This is a genomic window from Rhodopirellula islandica (assembly GCF_001027925.1).
Taxonomy (GTDB): domain Bacteria; phylum Planctomycetota; class Planctomycetia; order Pirellulales; family Pirellulaceae; genus Rhodopirellula; species Rhodopirellula islandica.
The window spans coordinates 102,786-121,019 of sequence record NZ_LECT01000016.1; the positions used below are offsets into that span (position 1 = coordinate 102,786).

Genomic DNA, 18,234 nt, shown 5'->3' on the forward strand with positions numbered 1-18,234 from the left:
GCCGATCCTGAGGACTCAAATTCAGATCAATCAACGCTGCGCATCATCACAGCCGAATGTGCAACCTTTCGAAGCATCTGCTCGTCAGGCTGCAAGCCTGTTCCGCCCACTGAACGACGGCCGACCAGGGAGTTCATTCATCGATCACGTCAAGACAAACGGACGGCACCGGGTGAGAGTCCACGATCAAATTCTTTGCCAGTGGGAACTGGTGGGAACGGCTCTCAAGAAAGTGCATGAAGTAGCCGGCGGTGTTTGGGAACGCGACCAAGTCACCACGCTGGATTCCGTTTGGGAAATTCAGTTTTCGAAGGGAGACGAATTCCGATTCTGTGCAATACGCACCGACGAGATATCCCGACATCGCTGGTGCTCTTTGCCGATCCTTTGAGGGTTGCCATTTGGGCACCAAGATCGGATCCACCAGAAAATCGTCGCTGGATGTACGGCACTGTGTCCGATTCATGGACAACCCAATCAACCAATCGCCCTCCGCGTTTTGCTTGCGAAATTCAACGCGTGCAATCGTCATCCCGCACCCGTCCAGGATGCTGCGTCCGGGTTCACAACGAAGCTGCACGTTGAGCTTCACCAATCGCTCGGCGATCTTTTTCCCGTCGATCAACGTGTCCAACACTCCAACCAGCCAATCGCCGCGGACAGGGCGTTGAAAGAAGGGATACATCTTGGGTTCTCCCACCACGCGCCCTCGTTCGACGGAAAGCCCCAGGCCGTGGCCTCGATAGGTCAGCGAAGCTCGCTCGCCAAGCAACGCACGACGATGTTCCTCCCAAAACGCGGCCCATTGACGAGGTTCGTCGAGGTAGCTCATTGGAAAACCGCCCCCCATGTCGATGAAGCTCACCGGTTCCCCAATGGCTCGCAGTCGTTCCACCCACTTCATGGCTTCCGCGAGCGCTGACACTCGCTGTTCAGCGAGATAGCCGTCCAAGTGAAAGTGAATTCCTTCCACTCTCACCGGCAACGAGGTGAGACGCTGCGGGAGATCGCGATCTCGGTCCACATCGAAACCGAATCGAGTCGGCAGTTTCGCACCATCATGCCAAAACCCTCCCAAACGCAAAGCGATTCGTGCCAAGCACCCGACCTCGTTCGCTCGATTGACCACGACTTGCAACTCATCGTCGTTGTCCACCGCAATGCAGATCTGATGTTCCAAGCACAAATCGATCAGCGAATCACTCTTGATCGCGGCGGTGCTGATCAGGTCTTTGGCGGGGACGCCCCGTCGCAGGCACTGGCGAAGCTCATTCTCACTCGCAGTGTCGACGCCAAAATTCGACTCGATCGCTTCGTCCACCAAACCCAAGCACTTGTTTGCTTTGCGAGCAAAGAACACCCGGAAATCGAGCTCACGCTCGCGAGCCACCGCGTTGAGTTCCTCCACGTTGCGACGCATCGTTCGAGGACGCAACAGATTCAATGGCGACCCGTAGGTTTCAACCCAATCGAACAAGTGTTCCGAACTCAAACAACGCTTCATCCATGGTTCAATGCGGGCATCCAACGGCAACGCTCCCCGGCAGCCCACTCGCAACGAACGGGTTGCCACTGCTTCATGTTCCATCGAAAATCCTTCCCTCTCTTGGCCGACCGAAGAACGCTCGAAGATCACATCCAATGCCTTATCCATGCAACTCCACCGCGACTGTGTCGGCCCAATTTTGAATTTGTGAATGCAACGTTCGCGAAAGGGTGTCATTGCCGACGATCCAACCCTCGGTGGCACGTCCGAACACCGCGAGTCCCTTGCGCCGGCCAAGGACATGACCGGACTCACTCACACGAATCGCCTGCGTCAGCGAATCCACCTCGACGTCACCACGCAAGATGAGCTGTGAAAGTGGGCCTGTTTCGTCGGCCTGACTCGGTGAGGCAATCACGGCGTTGACGACAACAGCCCCATCAGGTGCCACCGATTGATCACTCAGTTTTACCAAACCTTCCCGCATCAGACGCAACAGCTTCGCGACACTTTCAGCCGGCGGCCCAAACGCAATCCGCTCCATCTCCTTCGCGACCTGTTGGAACGCTTTGTACTGCTTGTCCGCCAGCCCCCCAAAACTCACTGACTTCACGATTTGCGGGTACAGGCGACGCCATGCATCCCCCAAGGCGAACGGTATGTCGATTGTGCGAGATCCCGTCGCGACACCGTACGACTGCAACATCGCGCGCCGAGCCGCTGCTTCGTCCATCTTGTATCGAGACCAACCGCGGAACCACTCTTCCACATCTCGCGGAGTCACCGAGATCCCTGAATGCACCATCGATCCCGCGGCTGCTTCGCAGAGGATTCGCCAAATGTCATGGTGAAATTTCAGCTTGCCATGTTGGCTCTCACACTCACGCAATCTCGCTCGATAGGGATCCCAAAACACCTCCGTGATTGGCTCCACCTTCGCTGTGGGTTTGGCCAACATCGGGCGTCCCGATCGGCAATGTACCGCGATTTGATGCGGCTCCATCCCGCTGCGAACATAGTTTGGTAGCGTGTCATTGGGTTCAAAGCGCCCGTCACGCCCTTCCGTCAACATCATGATGGCGTCGATCGCGGTCAGACCGAATCCACGCAGCCAAACGTCGCAGTCAGCCGGCACACGCTCTATCGAGAGTTGGGTTTCGACCGGGAAGACAAACGTCTCTCGATCCGACGAAGGCACTGTTCCAGAACCACGCAATCCCTCGTGACCGGTCGTCAACACCACACGATCGAAAGAACTTTCGTCTTCGCCGTCCCACAGCAACCATCCACTGCCTGATGTCGAATCCGTCACGCTCCGAATCGATTTCACCCGGCGACGGACAACCGTCAACTTGGTCCACCGACGCAATCTTCTGCAGACCGATTCAAAACACTCGTGCAAGTATTCTCCAACAACGGCCCGAGGTACAAATTGATCCGACGCGGCATACTCAGGGTAGTTGCGGTCCAGCCAACCGATCAGCGAGCCCGATCTCGGAGTTGGCTGATTGGAATCGACTTTCCAAAAATCAATGTGCTGGGACGCAAAGTTCATTCGCAGCATCCGTGGCTGTTTCGGATTGTAGATGCACCCCGCACCGGGAAACGTGGACGGTTCGAAAACGGTGATTTCTATCCTTGCCAATTCGTCCGACGACAATTTCCGAAACAATGCGTCGAGGCATTGCAACCCGCGAGGGCCACAACCCACGATTGCTAAGCGAACTGGAGCATTCGACTGATTGGCACTCGCTACCGAATCGTCCGCAACGCTTCCGCCTGAAATCGCAACATTCATGCGCCCACCCCTTCCGAAAACTCAAATGAGGAAGAATCGACCAATTGATTGAGCTCCTCGCCGGAGCAGTCCAGCGACTGAGCCACCCACTGATCGTTGAAAACAGTCTCCAGATAACGCGTGCCGGAGTCATGCAACACTGCGACACAGCGTTTACCGGCGAATTGTTCTTGCATCTTTCCGACGCTCATCAGAACGCCACCGGCTGACCCGCCGATCACCATCGCTTCTCGCTGAGCCGCCCGGCGGCAACCGATGACACATTCCAGATCGGTCACCCGAACGAGATGATCAAATCGTTGGCCTGCCGCCAGCCTGGGTTCTTTTCCGGCACCCAATCCGGGAATTTTGCGAGGTCCCGACGCCCCGCCAAACAAAACACTGCCCATAGAATCGACCGCGACGACCTGCACGTCGCGTCCGCGAGCCTTCAGGAAATCCCGGCAACCTTGCGCGGTCCCCGTGCTGCTCGTGGCCACGAACAACACATCCAGTTCACCACCGAGCGTCTCATCAATTTCGCGAATGGTGCCTTCAAAGTGCGATCGCGGGTTGTCAGTGTTCGCGTATTGATTGGGCCAAAAACTGTTGGGTGTCGTTTCAATCAGCTCGCAGACTCTCGCGATCCGTGCTGCCAGAAAGTCGCCATGGAGTGGTTCAGTGACCAACTCAATCGTGCCACCGAGTGCCTCGATGATCGAAAGGTTCTGCTTCTGTGCGCGAGGATCCACGACGCAGCGAAACTTCAATCCGTGATACCGACACGCTTGCGCCAGACCAATGCCCATGTTGCCCGACGTCGATTCCACGATGGTGGTTCCTGGCCCGATCTCACCGCGGTGCAACGCTTCGGACAGCATCTTGGCGGCCGGACGATCCTTGGCACTTCCGCCCGGATTGGCGGCCTCCCATTTCACGATCAACTCGATATCGGGTCGGTCCAAGAATCGGTCGAGTCGGATCAGTGGTGTGCCACCGATCGCATCGAGGACACCGCTGCAAACTCGCGAGGCTGATTGGTTCATGCTTGGTAGGCTCAAGAGCAAAATTTTGGATTGCTGCTCCTGAAGCAATCACTGTGCCAATGCCTCCAACTCGACCGCGAGAATTCACAACCGCGAGACGCCTGCCCACCTCGTTCGCCCAGCTCGTTCCATGCGAAAACGAGAACTTCTATCAAACGAGCGGACCAGCACCATCTGGCCAACCAATTCAGTCCATGCGGATGGCATCGCCATGCCATAGAACGCGAAGGTCATCTCTCGACCACTCCTCGAGCCCGACCGACGGGTCGCCCACGAGCATGCGTTGCCCGTCGCTGGTCAGCCCCAGTGCAACAACACTGTGCCCCATCCCCGGAATCCATCCCCATTGGTCAGCGTACCGTCGATCATCGACTCCATACGGCAACTTCACCGCCATCAAGACTGGCCAATCGTTCCGGTCCCACATCTCGTCCAGCGTCTCATTCAGGACGGTTACCGACCGACTGTGTTGGTCAGCGACCAATTTGATTCCACGATACAACCCAAGGGTTGGCGTGCCACTGGAATCAGTCAAACAAAGCGGGATCAAGTCCGATTCAGACACGTTGATTCCCTCAGCACGAAGCAGCGTCGCTGCTGCAGCGGGACTGCATGTCGCCCAAGAAGTCTGCATCGCCACGCCGTTTTTCCATTGATCTCCGCCCTCGGGTGCCGGACGAATTGCGATGGAAAGCAACGGCCAAAGAATGGCTGCTCCCGAAACCATCCCCAACAAAGCGGACAAGATCACGCGGCGCCACGCGGGGGTTTGGGGGAGACGCAAAGCCCAACCCGCAGCGAGTGCAGCGAAGATCGAAGCGAAGTTTGTGTAGACAATCGCAGCAGAATTGGGCACATACTTGGCCCAGAAAAGCTGGCCAGACGCGTAAAAGAGGAAGTAGATCATCGCCAGAACTGCGAGCGACAAACACAACATCACCCGCTGACCTTTGTCCGAATAGGCGACCGAGAACACAAACCAACCTGCCGCAATCGACAACCCGGCCATCACCAACATCGCATTCATCAAATCAGTCGCTATCAACTGGCTATCCTTCTGTAGAATTCATTGAAATTGTGATCTGGGTCGGCAAGGCGGAATGCGATCCTGAAACACGCCACCCGAGCATTGCGGCATCAACGCAATTCTCACGCCGCAACGAACAGCCTTACACATCGAGCCGCCTGCCATCGACCGCTAAGCAGGTCGGCAGGAGTCTTTCGGCATTTGGACTGTTTCGGTAAGCGTTGTTGCTCCCACGCACAACCGGGGCGAAAACTTATCTCGTCTGGAGCTAAGCAGGTCGGCTGGAATGATCGGGCACAACCATGTGAGCCGTTTGGGCGTTAGCCCCGGTTGCGCGTGAAAACCGTGGCTAACGCCAACGGCTCACATACTCGATGACACCTGCGTACCTGCTTAACCGTGAAGAACGCGTTGTTGCGGCACGCAATCTGCGTCCATTGTCCCTCGCAATTGAAATTCGCACCCAATCAATGAGGACAATCACATGAGTGAACAAACACTGAACGAAAAGCGGATCGCCTTTCTCGCAACGGACGGTTTCGAGCAAGTCGAATTGACCAAGCCCTGGGAAGCGATCAAATCCGCCGGCGCAGACGTCGTTTTGGTGTCGCCAAAGGATGGAAAAATCCAAGGCATGAACCACGACGAAAAGGCCGATCAGTTTTCGGTCGACCAGAACGTGGCCAACGTCTCAGCGGAGGACTTCGATGGATTGGTCCTGCCTGGCGGTGTCGCGAATCCCGACACCCTCCGGACCTGCGAAAACTCCGTTAGCTTCATCCGTGACTTCTTCAAGCAACACAAACCCGTCGCGGCCATTTGCCACGGACCGTGGACGCTGATCGAGGCGGACGTTGTTCGGGGGCGTCGAGTCACGTCTTGGCCAAGTCTAAAAACTGACCTCAAAAACGCGGGTGCAGAATGGGTGGACCAAGAATGCGTGTGCGATGAAGGGCTGGTGACCAGTCGCAACCCCGATGACCTGCCAGCCTTCTGCGACAAGGCGATCGAAGAATTCGCCGAAGGCAAGCACGCCGCTCAAACGGTCTGATGCCTGAACCCGAGTTCCAGGTCCGCTCGCGTGAGCCGACCTGGAACCTTTGTCCAACACCTCCCCCACTATCTGGAAACCACCATGGCGTATGCACAACCACTGTCGATCAACGAAGCTCCCGACGCAGCCAAACCAATCCTCGAGGCCATCGAAGAAAAGTTCGGCCAGTCAATGAACATCTTCAGCACGTTGGCACACCAGCCAGACGTTCTAGGTGGCATGACTCAGATCAACGATGGGCTGCAGAACGATTTGCCAGCCAAATATCGAGAGCTGGCGTACTACAAAGCGTCCCAGTTGAATTCGTGCGACTACTGTTCCCACTACCACCGCCAAGCAGCGAAGAAAGCGGGTTTGTCGGAACAACAACTGGACTCAATGAACGTCAGCGCAGGTGACCTGTTCGATGACAAGGAACAGGCGGTTCTGAAGTACGCCGAGCAATTGACGACTAAGGCAAACGTTGACGCATCGGTTGTGAAGGAACTCAAGTTGTTCCTCAACGAAAAACAACTGGTCACCCTGGCCGCTGCGGTGGCACTCGCCAACTTCACCAATCGTGTCAATCACGGATTGGACATCGAACTGCCATGAGCAGCAAACAATTTGATTTGGTGGTCCTGGGAACGGGGCCTTCCGGCGGCACAGTCGCCTCGAAAATCGCTCGGTCAGGCAAACGCGTTGCGTTGGTCGACTCGAGGACATTCGGGGGCGTCTGTGCACTGCGTGGATGCAATCCCAAGAAAGTTTATGTCAACGCGGGTCAATTGGTCGACCAAGTCCACCGTGGCAACGGTCGGCTTGTTTCAGACGCGTCGCTCCAAATTGACTGGAAGCAGCTTCACGCGTTCAAAACGGAGTTCACTCAACCCGTCGCCGACAAGAAGGAACAATCGTTCCAAGACGACGGGATCAAGACGTTTCATGGGGTCGCACGATTTGTCGCACCAGACACGATTGACGTCGTTGGCACGAAACTGACCGCCGAGCGATTTTTGATCGCCACCGGCGGCAGGCCGCGTGAATTATCGTTCGCTGGCGCAGAGAATGTCACCCGCAGTGATGAGTTTCTGGAACTGGAAACGTTGCCCGATCATGTGGTCTTCATTGGCGGCGGTTACATTTCGTTGGAGTTTGCTGGCGTCGTTGCCCGCGCCGGACGCCGGGTCACCGTCATCGAAAAGAACGCTCGAGTACTCGCGGGTTTCGACCCCGATCTTGTCGATCAACTCACTGGCTCTCTCCGTGACAACGGGGTTCAGTTCCAACTGAACGCGGAGATCTCCCGTGTCGAGAAATCGAAAGACGGTCGGCTGCAAATTCACTTTGCCAATCAGGAATCCCCTCTTCCATGTGGACTTGCGATTCATGGGGCGGGCCGCGTCCCGAACATTGACGAACTCTGCCTTTCTCAAGGCGAAATCGTACACGGCGAGAATGGGGTCACAGTCAATTCATTCATGCAAAACCCGACCAACCCACGCGTCTTCGCAACCGGCGACTGCGCCGACAATGGGATGCCGCGATTGACTCCTGTCGCAAATGAAGACGCGAGAATTGCGGCGAAGAACCTGTTCTCCGAAAAGCTGGATCGGGTTCCCGACTACGGGCATGTTCCCAAGGTCGCATTCACGATTCCAAGCATCGCGTCCGTTGGATTGTCAGAGGAGGAAGCCCGTCAAACCAATCACAACCTGGATGTCCTGAGCGACGACATCTCGTCCTGGGGAAGTGTCCGCAAGATTGGACCAACTGTCGCCGGTTACAAGCTTCTCATTGATTCGAAAACCGATGTGATTCTTGGCGCTCACTTGCTCGGCCCATCCGCGGAAGAAACGATCAACTTGTTTGCACTGGCGATGAAGTTCAATCTGACCGCAACCGACATGAAGTCGACCTTGTTCGCGTTCCCCACCTTCGCGTCCGATGTCCGCTCAATGCTTTGAGCCGTAACCGGGACCAACACTGGCCTTCGGAAAAAGCGGGTGCCAGACAATGCGGCCTTTTTTTGGTTCTGTCCCACGCCCCAACGGGGCAGCCGCAACCCAGGGCGTCGGAAATTGATTGAATGATTGAAGGATTTTTTCCGTGTTTCCTTGTTCCCAGGCTCTGCCTGGGAACACACTGTCTTGGAGGCTCCGCCTCCCGATTCTGTCTCAGCAGGCAGGGTATGTCGATTGATGAAGGACAGCATTTGGTAGTGGCCGAGGCAACAAGTCCCTTGCGTGGGAAAGGACTCGTCGCCTCGTCCACTACGGTTCAGGTCCTGGGCGAAGGAGCCTCGAAGAACGGCAGTAAGAAGATCGACGTCCCTTGCCCTGGGCTGTCATAGGGCTGCCCTGTTGGGGCGAAGTCGTGCAACGGAACTTGCGCAAACCATTGGCCCCCGCTCCACCAAACCTTTCACAGTCCAGAATGATGCCCAAACGGCTCACACGGTTCTGTTCGATCGTTCCTACCTGCTTGGAGCGACCCGAAATCACAGCCCACTGCCGTCAGCGGTCAGCACAACTTTGCCGCGTTCCACTCCGTTTTCCACATGCTTGTGTGCTTGGCTCAATTGAGAAAACGGATAGATCGCGTCGATGGTGATCTCCAGTTCGCCCCGTTCATGCAGCGTGATCAGCGTCCGTAAATCGTCCGCATTCGGCTTCGCCAACATCACTGTCCCCGACTTTGACAACGGCCAAGTCACCAAAGTCATCAACATGCCTTTCACGTCGGGCTCCGTCGACACATACCGCCCACCTTCCTTGAGCACCTGCTTGACATCCCAGTAATCCGATTTTCCCGCCGCGTCGAAGATCAAATCCCAGCGTTCGGATGAGTTGGCAAAATCCGTTGTTTCGTAGTTGTAAAAGTGGTCCGCCCCGAGTGACCGGCAAAAATCTTCGTTGTCCCCGCTTGCGACGGCATCCACATGGCAATCGTAGGATTTTGCAATTTGCACTGCAAACATCCCGACACCACCGCTCGCGCCATTGATCAAAACCTGCTTGCCTTTCGCAATGCCCCCGTGATCTCGGAGAGACTGGAGCGCAGTCGTGCCCGCAAGCGGAATGGCGGCGGCTTCATTGAAGCTCATCGAATCGGGAATCGCAGCGGTCACATCAATCGCTGCGACAGCGAAGTCAGCACAGGCTCCGCCGCGCATCGTATCCAGGAACGCAACCACTCGATCTCCAACCGCAAAGGGTCCGTCGCCGGCGCAATCCGCGATCACCCCCGCGACGTCGTAGCCGGGAACCCGAGGAAACCCACCCGGCAACAACCCTTTCATCTCGCCGCTCCGCAACCGGTAGTCAATTGGATTGACACTGGACGCTCGCACGTCAATCAGCACCTGCCCTGGCAAGCGTTCCGGGATTGGAACGACGCCGGGATGCAACACAGTCGCGTCGCCGTAATCCTCGTAGACCATCGCGTTCATGGTTTGGCGGTCATTCAACGTTGCTGCATCAGTCATGACGATTTCTCTCGAGTCTCGTTGGTTGTTTTTGATTTCTTGTTCCGCGAGCGTTCATTGTGCTCGCGAAACTGCCAGTTTCATCACTGCAACTGGTGTACCGGGCAGGTGAGAGAATCGCCGCAACTGAGAACAACACCTGCCACCCCAATCCTGCATTTCCCGGAACGTTGTTTGCATCTCGGTTGAAGGACAAATCGCACCTCCCCCCCTTCCACAAGAAAGCGTCTGGAACAAATCATGACCACCGCCACCCAACAACGCGTGCAGCTCGTCGATCCGCGAGAAGCGTACGCGAAACCTCCGTTCAACGACCAGCAACCAATGGAGATGCCAGGCAGCACGGAGAAGATGCACCCCTCTCCCAATCATGGCGAAGACAGCTACCAAGGCTCTGGCAAATTGCAGGGCCTGAACGCTCTGATCACTGGCGGCGACAGCGGCATCGGTCGTGCGATCGCGATTTGCTACGCTCGAGAGGGAGCCAACGTCGCGATCAACTATCTCTCAGAAGACGCCGATGCAAAGCAAACAGCAGAAGTCGCAAAGCAATCCGGCGTCGATGTCTCCGTGATTCGCGGCGATCTTCGCGAAGAATCCTTTTGCAACGAATTGGTGGAGAAGACTCGCGAAGAACACGGTGCGATTGACATTCTCGTCAACAACGCGGCCTACCAGGAAACCGCCAATGACGTCGACGAATTCTCAACGGAACTGTTCGACCGCATCTTCAAAACCAACGTTTATGCGCCCTTTTGGCTCTCGCGCGCCGTGATGAAACACTTGCCACCAGGGGGGAGCATCATCAACACGGTTTCGATTCAAGGCTACGACCCTTCGCCGTACCTGCTCCCGTATGCTTCCACGAAATCCGCCATGCTGGGAATGACCAAAGGACTGGCCAAACTGGCGATGGACCATGGGGTGCGGGTCAACGCGGTCGCACCAGGTCCCGTCTGGACGCCGCTGATTCCCGGCTCGATGCCAGAAGAAAAGTTCAAGGAATTTGGAGCCAACAGCCTCTTTGGACGTCCGGCTCAACCGATCGAGTTGGCACCGTTGTACGTCTGGTTGGCCAGTCCCGACGCGAGCTACGTTACCGGGGAAGTCTTCGGGTGCACTGGCGGTCGTACACCCGTCTGACACTGGCGGCATGTCGCCACTTGGCCGGACACTCTCAAACGTCTAAGCAGGTAGACAGGAGTGATCAGGCAGAACCATGTGAGCCATTCGGCGTTAGCCCCGGTTGTACGTGGGAACAGTGGCGTTTGCGATGACAGTTCAAATGCCAACAGACTCCTGCCAACCTGCTTAAACGCGAGGCCGGCTCACCCGATCGGCGAGCCGACCTTGCTTTCTACTTCGATGGATCGTGGCCCCAATTCTTGAGGCTGTAGCACCAGTCCGTTTCTGAAACATCCCCATCGGGTTCTTGCGCCGCGTGCCGCTTGATGTACCCACAAACCTTTTGCATGTGATCCAATTGCTCGTCTGAAAGCTCCGACTTGTTGGTGCGTTTGATTTCGATGATCTTGCGAGCGGATTGCCGACCGACAGACTCTTCGGCACCGTCTTTCGTTTGCCCGACTGATTTGGACTCGTCGGTCTCCAACCAATCCTCGATCTCTTTGGGCTGCATGTTGACGAGGTCGTAGAACTCTTCATAGATTTCTTCTTGCTTCTCAGACAAGCTGGTCGCCATGATCAGATCTTCCATTGCGGGATGTGTGTGGTGAACGAACACGTCTTCCTCGCTGCAACCGAAGGAATTCAGCGATAGCAGCCTATTGATTCAATACGTTTCGCAGATTTCGCGATCAGCCGATGGGCTTTCACCCACGGTCACGGGAGACAAACCGGACGCGATCGTGTTCCGGCTGACTAAAGCGACAGGCCAATAGGCCGATTCATTTCTCCGAACGTTTGTCGGACGTGGGCAAGGAAGCGTAGAAGGCTGCCAAATCGGAACGATCTCGCTCGGACAGCTCGTCTGCGATCGGATGCATCAAACGTGCCGTTTGTGTCCCACCACGTGCTCGCTTCTCAAACAGTTCCAACTGTCGCTGCAGATACCACTTCGACTGCCCCGACAAACTTGGATAATCATCACGTCGGTTCTCCAAATCCGGTCCGTGGCACTTCTGACAAGAAGGAATTTTTCGACCGCGATCACCACGCATCGCGAGCTCACGGCCGCGATCAATCGCAGCCTGATCCGGAATCGCTTCGTCAACTCTGGACCGCACATCGGCTGAATTCATCTCGTGATAGTGCTTGGACAAAGCTTCAATCTCTTGATCGGTCAGATCATGACACACCGGCATCATCACACCGCTGGTACGTTCGGAGGATCGGAACGCGATCAACGATTGACGAAGATACGCTTCTCCTTGCCCCGTCAGATGCGGAACCTGCTTGCCCGCTCGACTGCCCCCATCCACGCCATGACAATCAACGCAAGCTTGAAGGAGAGGCAGTTTCGCAAGTGCAGACAGATCGCTCTCTGATCGTTCCGCATGAAAGCTATCGCGATCCTCCTTCAATGCTTGTCGCAAATAGGCGACCACCGGCCAGATCTCGTCGCCTCGTGTTGGAACAGGCCAAGCGGGCATGCCAGCGAACTTGATTCCATGTTGGATGATGTAGTGCAGTTCCCTCGGTTCTTTCTCTAGCAGTGATCGGTCCAGTCTCGGCGGTGTCGGCGTCATCCCCTTGGCAACGGGCGGTTGTTCTTTCCCGGGCAAACCATGACAGAAACGACAATTGGTTTGGAAGATCTCGGCCCCCAATCGCACGTCCATCAGTTCACGGTCTTCGGGTGGCTCAGTCCCTCGAGAGTGAAAACTCACCGATCGGTCGCTTGCGAAATCGAGGAACCAACGTGTGACCTGCCAATGCCCACTGCTCGCTTTCACCGGAACGACACCGCTTATCAAGACAACGCTGCCCAGAAACCCAAAAACGCAAGCTGCGAACAATGCTCGCTTCCAAGTCAACAACATGATTCGGCACCGTCACTCTGCTTTGAAAGATGAAACCCAGGATCATTCATGTGATGCACTCCCGCAATGCGTTTGGAAAGACGCAACGGAGAGCCGTGCTGAACCATTCTCACCATCGCCGACCAAATCCCTTGTGAGCCAAAGCCCTCCCGCCAAGAAAGCAATGCCGCCGACCACCAACATCACTGCTCCACCAAGGTGTTGGTCCGTGATCGGATCCAGCCATCCTGAATGATGATGTGAATAGAGCAACCTTGGTGAGAGCGTCAGCAAGGCACCGAGCAACGTCATGTGCATCGAAGTCAACAGCAAACCAATCACACCCGCTCCACTGCGTGCCGGTGAGCGAGGCAATGAGCCCCCGAACGCAGAGATCCAAACCCACACGCCGGCAGCCAAGAACATGGATTGCTCGATCACAAATCCGATCAGGGAGTGACGAGCGAAGTGATGCAAGCCGGGAGCATGCCAAGCCCAAACGATCAACAGTTCGCCCACGGATGCTGGGATCGGTGAGAACAGACCAGGCACCTTCCGAACAGGATCCAACCTTGTCCCGGCTGCCGCGATCGCCAGCAGCGGCGACGCAACCGCAACCACCGCCATGTGCAACGTCATGTGCGCGGCGAAGGAAACCTGCGCGAGTTCAGGCAACGGTCCCAACCATGCAAGTCCGAGCACAGCCCAGCCAAAATTCCACATCCACACTTTCATCAGTCGCAACTCCCAATCAACACGAACACCAAAGCCGTGAACAGCGTCGCGACGACACTCAACACTGACAACAAAAAGGCGGTGAATCCGAGGAAGTGAGTTCGATCCGTCGGATCGTCAAAGTCATACGGGACCGGCGGATCGCCGCGACGAAAGTTGCGGTAGCTCGCCCAACCAACCCATCCAATTGCAGGCAACGCGATCGCGGTGTAGATCGCAACGGAGAACTGCAACGGCCGCAGGTTGCCTGCCATCATCTTCTCACACCAAATCGCCGCGGTGATGTAACTCGCCAGAAAGTGAATGGCCCAAACCGTCGGCGAAATCGCAATCCACCACAAACGCATCCGCATCGGGCGCAGTCGCTCATGCTCATGCAGTGGAACAGCCTGCCGATTCACACGCTCACTCATCAAGCCACCCAAGGAAAGAGTGCCAACACCGATCCGGTGATCGCAACGGTCAGCAACAAAAAGTGCCACGCCAATGTGACGTTCACGATATCCGCGTCATGCTCGGCATCCATCTTCCCGAAGAGGCGCCGAGCCATGCAGTAAAGAAGCATCGTGGCACCGAGAATCAAATGAACGAAAGACCAGAGGACCAACACTCCGGTGGTCGAGCTATACACGTGCACCGTTGGATCCATCCCGTTGGAATACGGTCCCCAAACAAGCGCCACGCCAGACGCCAGTGCGGCCGCCACCGCCAACGAGCTCGACGCATAAAACCCCAGAATGAAGTCGTTGTGATTCCAACGCCGCGCCATCACCACCGCGAACCACGCCACTGCCCCCAATCCAACCGAAACGAGGGGCCAAAGCGATCCTGCGCCGACAACAGGCTCGCCGTTCCAGTGTGCCGGGGGGAAGTCTTCGTGCACGGTCCAATAGAAGAAATACCCAAACACCAGCGAGATGAATGCTGTCATATCGCCCAGCATCGTGATGAACATCGCCCACCAACCCACCGCCGCGGGCCCCGACACATAAAGTGGCAACGATTGGCCCAATCCAACCGGCTTGGTTTCTTTTTCAGGGATCTCTGCCGTCCCCGTCCACATCCAAGTCACGATCGTTGCGAACGAGAGCACGCTGCAACAACCGGCCAGCATCCACCAGTGATAGGTTGAAAAGATGAACACTCCACCGGTGAACACTGCCGCCCAAAAAGGCAAAAACGATGGCCCCGGAACACGCAAACACTGGATCAATTCCGCGTCCACCGCACTGGTCACCAACGTCTCTCGCCGCCCCTCCTCCGCATCGGCCAAGTAGAATTGTCCGGCATCAATCTCGGCCATCAGATTCTCTTGCTCCCACAGCGGGTATCTCGTTTCAATGATCGGTATGGAGCGAATACCCCAGGGATGATCAGGCACCTGCCCGCTCCACTCAAGCGTTCCCGCGTTCCAAACATTTCGCGGTACATATGGGTGGTTCCCCTTGGGGCGAAACACGTCCCAAAGCAGCACCACGAATCCCGCCCCCAACCCAAATGCGCCAATGGATGAGATCAAATTTGGCAATTCAAACCCCATTCCACCCGGGAATGTGTGGACCCGGCGAGGCATCCCAGTCAATCCCGCGAGGTGCATCGGAAAGAATGCAACATTGAATCCGATCAACATCAACCAAAACGCGATGTTGCCCAGCCTTTCCGAAAGTCGCTTGCCCGTCACGAATGGGTAGTAGTAGTAAAATCCCGCAACGATTGGAAAAATCGTGCCACCGATCAACACGTAGTGCAGATGCCCAACGATGAAGTAAGTGTCGTGAGCTTGGTAATCAAACGGGGCGATCGCAACCATCACCCCTGTCAACCCGCCGATGATGAACGTCGCCAACCCGGCCAGCACAAACTTCAAACAGACCTTGCGTTGGACACGGCCCACCAACAACGTCGCGATGAAACAGAAAATCTGCACGCCGGTGGGTATCGCCACCGCTTGGGACGCAGCCGAAAAGATGCCAATCGAGATCCCCGGCAATCCGGTCGTGAACATGTGGTGAACCCACAACCCAAAGCTCAAAAACCCGGTTCCCACCGCTGCCAGTACGATCCACCCATATCCAGCCATCGGCGTACGGGCGAACGTCGGAATGATCATCGCGACCAAGGCAATCGAAGGCAGGAAAACGATGTAGACCTCAGGATGTCCGAAGATCCAAAACAGGTGTTGCCAGAGCATCGGGTCGCCACCACGCTCGACATCAAAGAACGGCCAATCCATGGCTCGTTCCAATTCCATCAACAAATCACCAGCGATCAATGGTGGAAAGGCGAACAGAATCATGACCGCCACGACCAGGATGTACCAAGCGTAAAGCGGAATCAGATTCAATCGCATTCCCGGCGGCCGGCACTTCAAAACACCAACAATGAGTTCCACCGCTGCAGCAATGGAAGCAATTTCAATGAACGAAAGCCCCAGCAACCAAATGTCGGGCCCAATCCCCTCTTGGTACTCCGTTGTCATCGGTGGATACATGAACCAACCACCGCGGGGGCCAACGCCGAAAAACAGCGAGGCGCACACAAACACGCCACCAATCAAGAAGCACCAGTACCCGTAGGCTGACAACCTTGGGAACGGCAGGTCACGTGAGCCCAACATCTCGGGAAGCAGCATGATCGAGATCGCTTCCAAGATCGGCACGGCAAACAAGAACATCATGACGCTGCCGTGCATCGTGAAGATCTGATTGTACTGATCAGGTGTCAGCCAATGGTTGTCGGGCAACGCCAACTGAACCCGCATGATGAGGGCCAGCACACCGCCAAATAGAAAGAACGCAAACGCAGTGAGCGTGTACCACAGTCCCACTTCGCTGTTGTTGACCGCCGACCAATAACGCCAACCTTTGGGCGTTTCCCACGCTTTCAACAACCGCTTCGCTCTTGGATCATTCACTTCAATTCCCCCAAGTAGCGAACCAACGATTGCAGCTCGGCATCATTCAAGACTTCAAACGTAGGCATCTCCACTCCCGGTTTGATGCGATGAGTTTCGGTGACCCAGCGAGTCAGATTGTCCGGATTGTTTGGCATCACAGACGCACCGATGCTTCGGCGACTACCAAAGTGCGTCAAGTCGGGACCGACAACTCCGTCAGACGACGTTCCGCGAATCGCATGGCAAGCGCCACAACCGGACGACTCAAAGACGCGTTGACCTCGTTTCGCCAAGCCTGACATTTCGACCGCGGGCGTTTTTTGTTGGCGTAGCCACTCGTCGTAATCCTCTCGTGACTCCACCATCACATCAAACGCCATCTGCGTGTGGGCCTCACCGCAGTATTCGGCGCACACACCGCGATAGACACCGATTCGATTGGGCACCAGCTTCAACCGATTTTCGCGACCAGGAATCATGTCGATCTTGCCGCCCAACGAAGGAATCCAAAACGCATGGATCACGTCGTCGCTCTTCAGCTTAAATTCGATGGGTTCGTTCACCGGCAAATGAATTTCGTTGGCGGTCTCCACCTTGTTTCCGTCTGTCGTTTGGTAGACAACTCGCCACCACCATCGAACCCCGGTGACCTCAATCACCTGGCTGCCATCCGGAGCCGGGCGTTGCAGCTCGGGCAACATCGCCAACCCGTACGCCAGGAGCGCCGTCAAAACCAACGTCGGGAAAACGGCCCCGCCACCAATGACAAGCATTCGTGTCTTCTTCTGGTCATGCTGACCCGGGAACACAATCGCATAGACTGCTAACCCGACCACGATCAGCCAAATCAAACTTCCACCGAACAACATCACCCAAAACAAGTCCGCAATCGAATCGGCACCGACACCGGCGGGATCGAGAGCGGACTGGGAGGCAGCAAAGTTCATAGACGGTGGTCGATAAATGCTCAGTGGGATAGCAATTCGTCCAGTGACCATGCAGCGCATGTTCGGATCGGTGGGACGCCAGATTGCGGTTGTCAGCAGCAATCGCCATGCCGGACAGGCTCGTGGACTGAACGTGTTCCCCCGGCGATCACCAACGATGTCATGAGCTGAAGATGCGTTGCAGGTACCGTTTGCCGGGGACGGCCCAGGGGGTGCTTCCCGCGACAGGTACCGGACACTGAGTTCACGACCGTTCTCAAGCAAGGGCACAACTTTTGCTCGGTGCAGAGCGCATGCTAGACAGTCTCGACATCACCCAATTGCAAACCATCGCTACCGCTGGTGGCCTGGGCGCTTTGCTGGGAATCGAACGTGAGTTCGCTCGCAAGCCCGCTGGAATCCGGACTCACATTTTCGTTTGCGCGGGATCATCGCTGATGATGCTGCTGGCTCAGGAAGCAGTGAATCACTTCCAATCTCGCGAGCCCGATTCGCTCCTCAGCGCGGACCCGATTCGTGTCCTTCAAGCGATCGTGGTTGGCATCAGTTTCCTAGGTGCCGGGACGATCGTTCATCAGAAAGGCGAACAGGTCGAAGGACTGACAACAGCGGCGAGCATTTTTCTGACGGCTGGCATCGGTGTCGCAACCGCTGTGGAACGAGTGGCACTGGCAACCAGCGTCGCGATCGCGGCCGTGTTCGTGCTTCTCATTGTGGGATGCATCGAACATCGCATCGCAAAGTGGGTGATTCGAAGGTCCAAAACGAGTTCGGCAAAGAATAGCTCAGAAGAGCCTCAAGACCGACGCTAAGCAGGTC

The 18,234-nt window shown here is 56.1% G+C and carries 16 protein-coding genes; 5 read left to right on the forward strand and 11 right to left on the reverse strand.

The window, feature by feature from the left end:
* Positions 1–133: 133 nt before the first annotated feature.
* The 4 genes from RISK_RS07405 to RISK_RS07420 form a co-directional block, all read right to left on the reverse strand.
* On the reverse strand, positions 134–1,504 hold the full coding sequence (locus RISK_RS07405) for a Y4yA family PLP-dependent enzyme (protein WP_047813815.1): 1,371 nt from the start codon (positions 1,502–1,504) through the stop codon (positions 134–136).
* Positions 1,505–1,646: 142 nt separating this feature from the next.
* Positions 1,647–3,284 (reverse strand): FAD/NAD(P)-binding protein, encoded by a 1,638-nt coding sequence (locus RISK_RS07410; RefSeq protein WP_047813640.1) that lies wholly within the window; start codon positions 3,282–3,284, stop codon positions 1,647–1,649.
* Positions 3,281–4,309, reverse strand: a complete 1,029-nt coding sequence (gene sbnA, locus RISK_RS07415) for a 2,3-diaminopropionate biosynthesis protein SbnA (RefSeq protein ID WP_047813816.1) — start codon at positions 4,307–4,309, stop codon at positions 3,281–3,283. The genes RISK_RS07410 and sbnA overlap by 4 nt, the downstream gene beginning before the upstream one ends.
* 187 nt (positions 4,310–4,496) lie before the next feature.
* A complete protein-coding gene (locus RISK_RS07420; protein ID WP_047813641.1) occupies positions 4,497–5,336 on the reverse strand; it encodes a C39 family peptidase in 840 nt (279 codons plus the stop codon).
* A gap of 484 nt (positions 5,337–5,820) precedes the next feature.
* On the opposite strand from RISK_RS07420, the gene RISK_RS07425 reads away from it, so the two are divergent.
* From RISK_RS07425 to RISK_RS07435, 3 genes are all read left to right on the forward strand, one after another.
* The gene (locus tag RISK_RS07425) at positions 5,821–6,387 is read left to right on the forward strand and encodes a type 1 glutamine amidotransferase domain-containing protein (protein ID WP_047813642.1); all 567 of its coding nucleotides are present in this window, start codon (positions 5,821–5,823) and stop codon (positions 6,385–6,387) included.
* An 84-nt stretch (positions 6,388–6,471) separates the two neighbouring features.
* Complete coding sequence (locus RISK_RS07430) at positions 6,472–6,984, forward strand: carboxymuconolactone decarboxylase family protein (RefSeq protein ID WP_047813643.1); 513 nt, start codon at positions 6,472–6,474, stop codon at positions 6,982–6,984.
* On the forward strand, positions 6,981–8,336 hold the full coding sequence (locus tag RISK_RS07435) for a dihydrolipoyl dehydrogenase family protein (RefSeq protein ID WP_047813644.1): 1,356 nt from the start codon (positions 6,981–6,983) through the stop codon (positions 8,334–8,336). The genes RISK_RS07430 and RISK_RS07435 overlap by 4 nt, the downstream gene beginning before the upstream one ends.
* 533 nt (positions 8,337–8,869) lie before the next feature.
* Here the strand turns inward: RISK_RS07435 and RISK_RS07440 are convergent.
* Positions 8,870–9,856 (reverse strand): NAD(P)-dependent alcohol dehydrogenase, encoded by a 987-nt coding sequence (locus RISK_RS07440; protein ID WP_047813645.1) that lies wholly within the window; start codon positions 9,854–9,856, stop codon positions 8,870–8,872.
* 240 nt (positions 9,857–10,096) lie between these two features.
* On the opposite strand from RISK_RS07440, the gene RISK_RS07445 reads away from it, so the two are divergent.
* The gene (locus RISK_RS07445; protein WP_047813646.1) at positions 10,097–10,999 is read left to right on the forward strand and encodes an SDR family oxidoreductase; all 903 of its coding nucleotides are present in this window, start codon (positions 10,097–10,099) and stop codon (positions 10,997–10,999) included.
* A gap of 214 nt (positions 11,000–11,213) precedes the next feature.
* On the opposite strand, the gene RISK_RS07450 is transcribed toward RISK_RS07445, so the two are convergent.
* The 6 genes from RISK_RS07450 to coxB all read right to left on the reverse strand — a co-directional run bounded on the left by RISK_RS07450 (position 11,214) and on the right by coxB (position 17,415).
* Complete coding sequence (locus tag RISK_RS07450) at positions 11,214–11,558, reverse strand: DUF3140 domain-containing protein (RefSeq protein ID WP_236696121.1); 345 nt, start codon at positions 11,556–11,558, stop codon at positions 11,214–11,216.
* A gap of 205 nt (positions 11,559–11,763) precedes the next feature.
* A complete protein-coding gene (locus RISK_RS07455; protein ID WP_047813648.1) occupies positions 11,764–12,858 on the reverse strand; it encodes a c-type cytochrome in 1,095 nt (364 codons plus the stop codon).
* A 42-nt stretch (positions 12,859–12,900) separates the two neighbouring features.
* Positions 12,901–13,572, reverse strand: coding sequence for a cytochrome c oxidase assembly protein (locus RISK_RS07460; protein ID WP_047813649.1), 672 nt, complete (start codon positions 13,570–13,572; stop codon positions 12,901–12,903).
* Positions 13,572–13,985 (reverse strand): transmembrane prediction, encoded by a 414-nt coding sequence (locus tag RISK_RS07465; RefSeq protein WP_173442634.1) that lies wholly within the window; start codon positions 13,983–13,985, stop codon positions 13,572–13,574. Before RISK_RS07465 ends, RISK_RS07460 begins: the two co-directional genes overlap by 1 nt.
* Positions 13,985–16,486, reverse strand: a complete 2,502-nt coding sequence (ctaD, locus tag RISK_RS07470; protein ID WP_047813650.1) for a cytochrome c oxidase subunit I — start codon at positions 16,484–16,486, stop codon at positions 13,985–13,987. Before ctaD ends, RISK_RS07465 begins: the two co-directional genes overlap by 1 nt.
* Positions 16,483–17,415: a cytochrome c oxidase subunit II gene (coxB, locus tag RISK_RS07475; protein ID WP_047813651.1), complete on the reverse strand. Its 933-nt coding sequence runs from the start codon at positions 17,413–17,415 to the stop codon at positions 16,483–16,485. Before coxB ends, ctaD begins: the two co-directional genes overlap by 4 nt.
* Positions 17,416–17,708: 293 nt before the next feature.
* Between coxB and RISK_RS07480 the strand changes: the two genes are divergently transcribed.
* Positions 17,709–18,227 (forward strand): MgtC/SapB family protein, encoded by a 519-nt coding sequence (locus RISK_RS07480; protein WP_047813652.1) that lies wholly within the window; start codon positions 17,709–17,711, stop codon positions 18,225–18,227.
* The last annotated feature ends 7 nt before the right edge of the window (positions 18,228–18,234 follow it).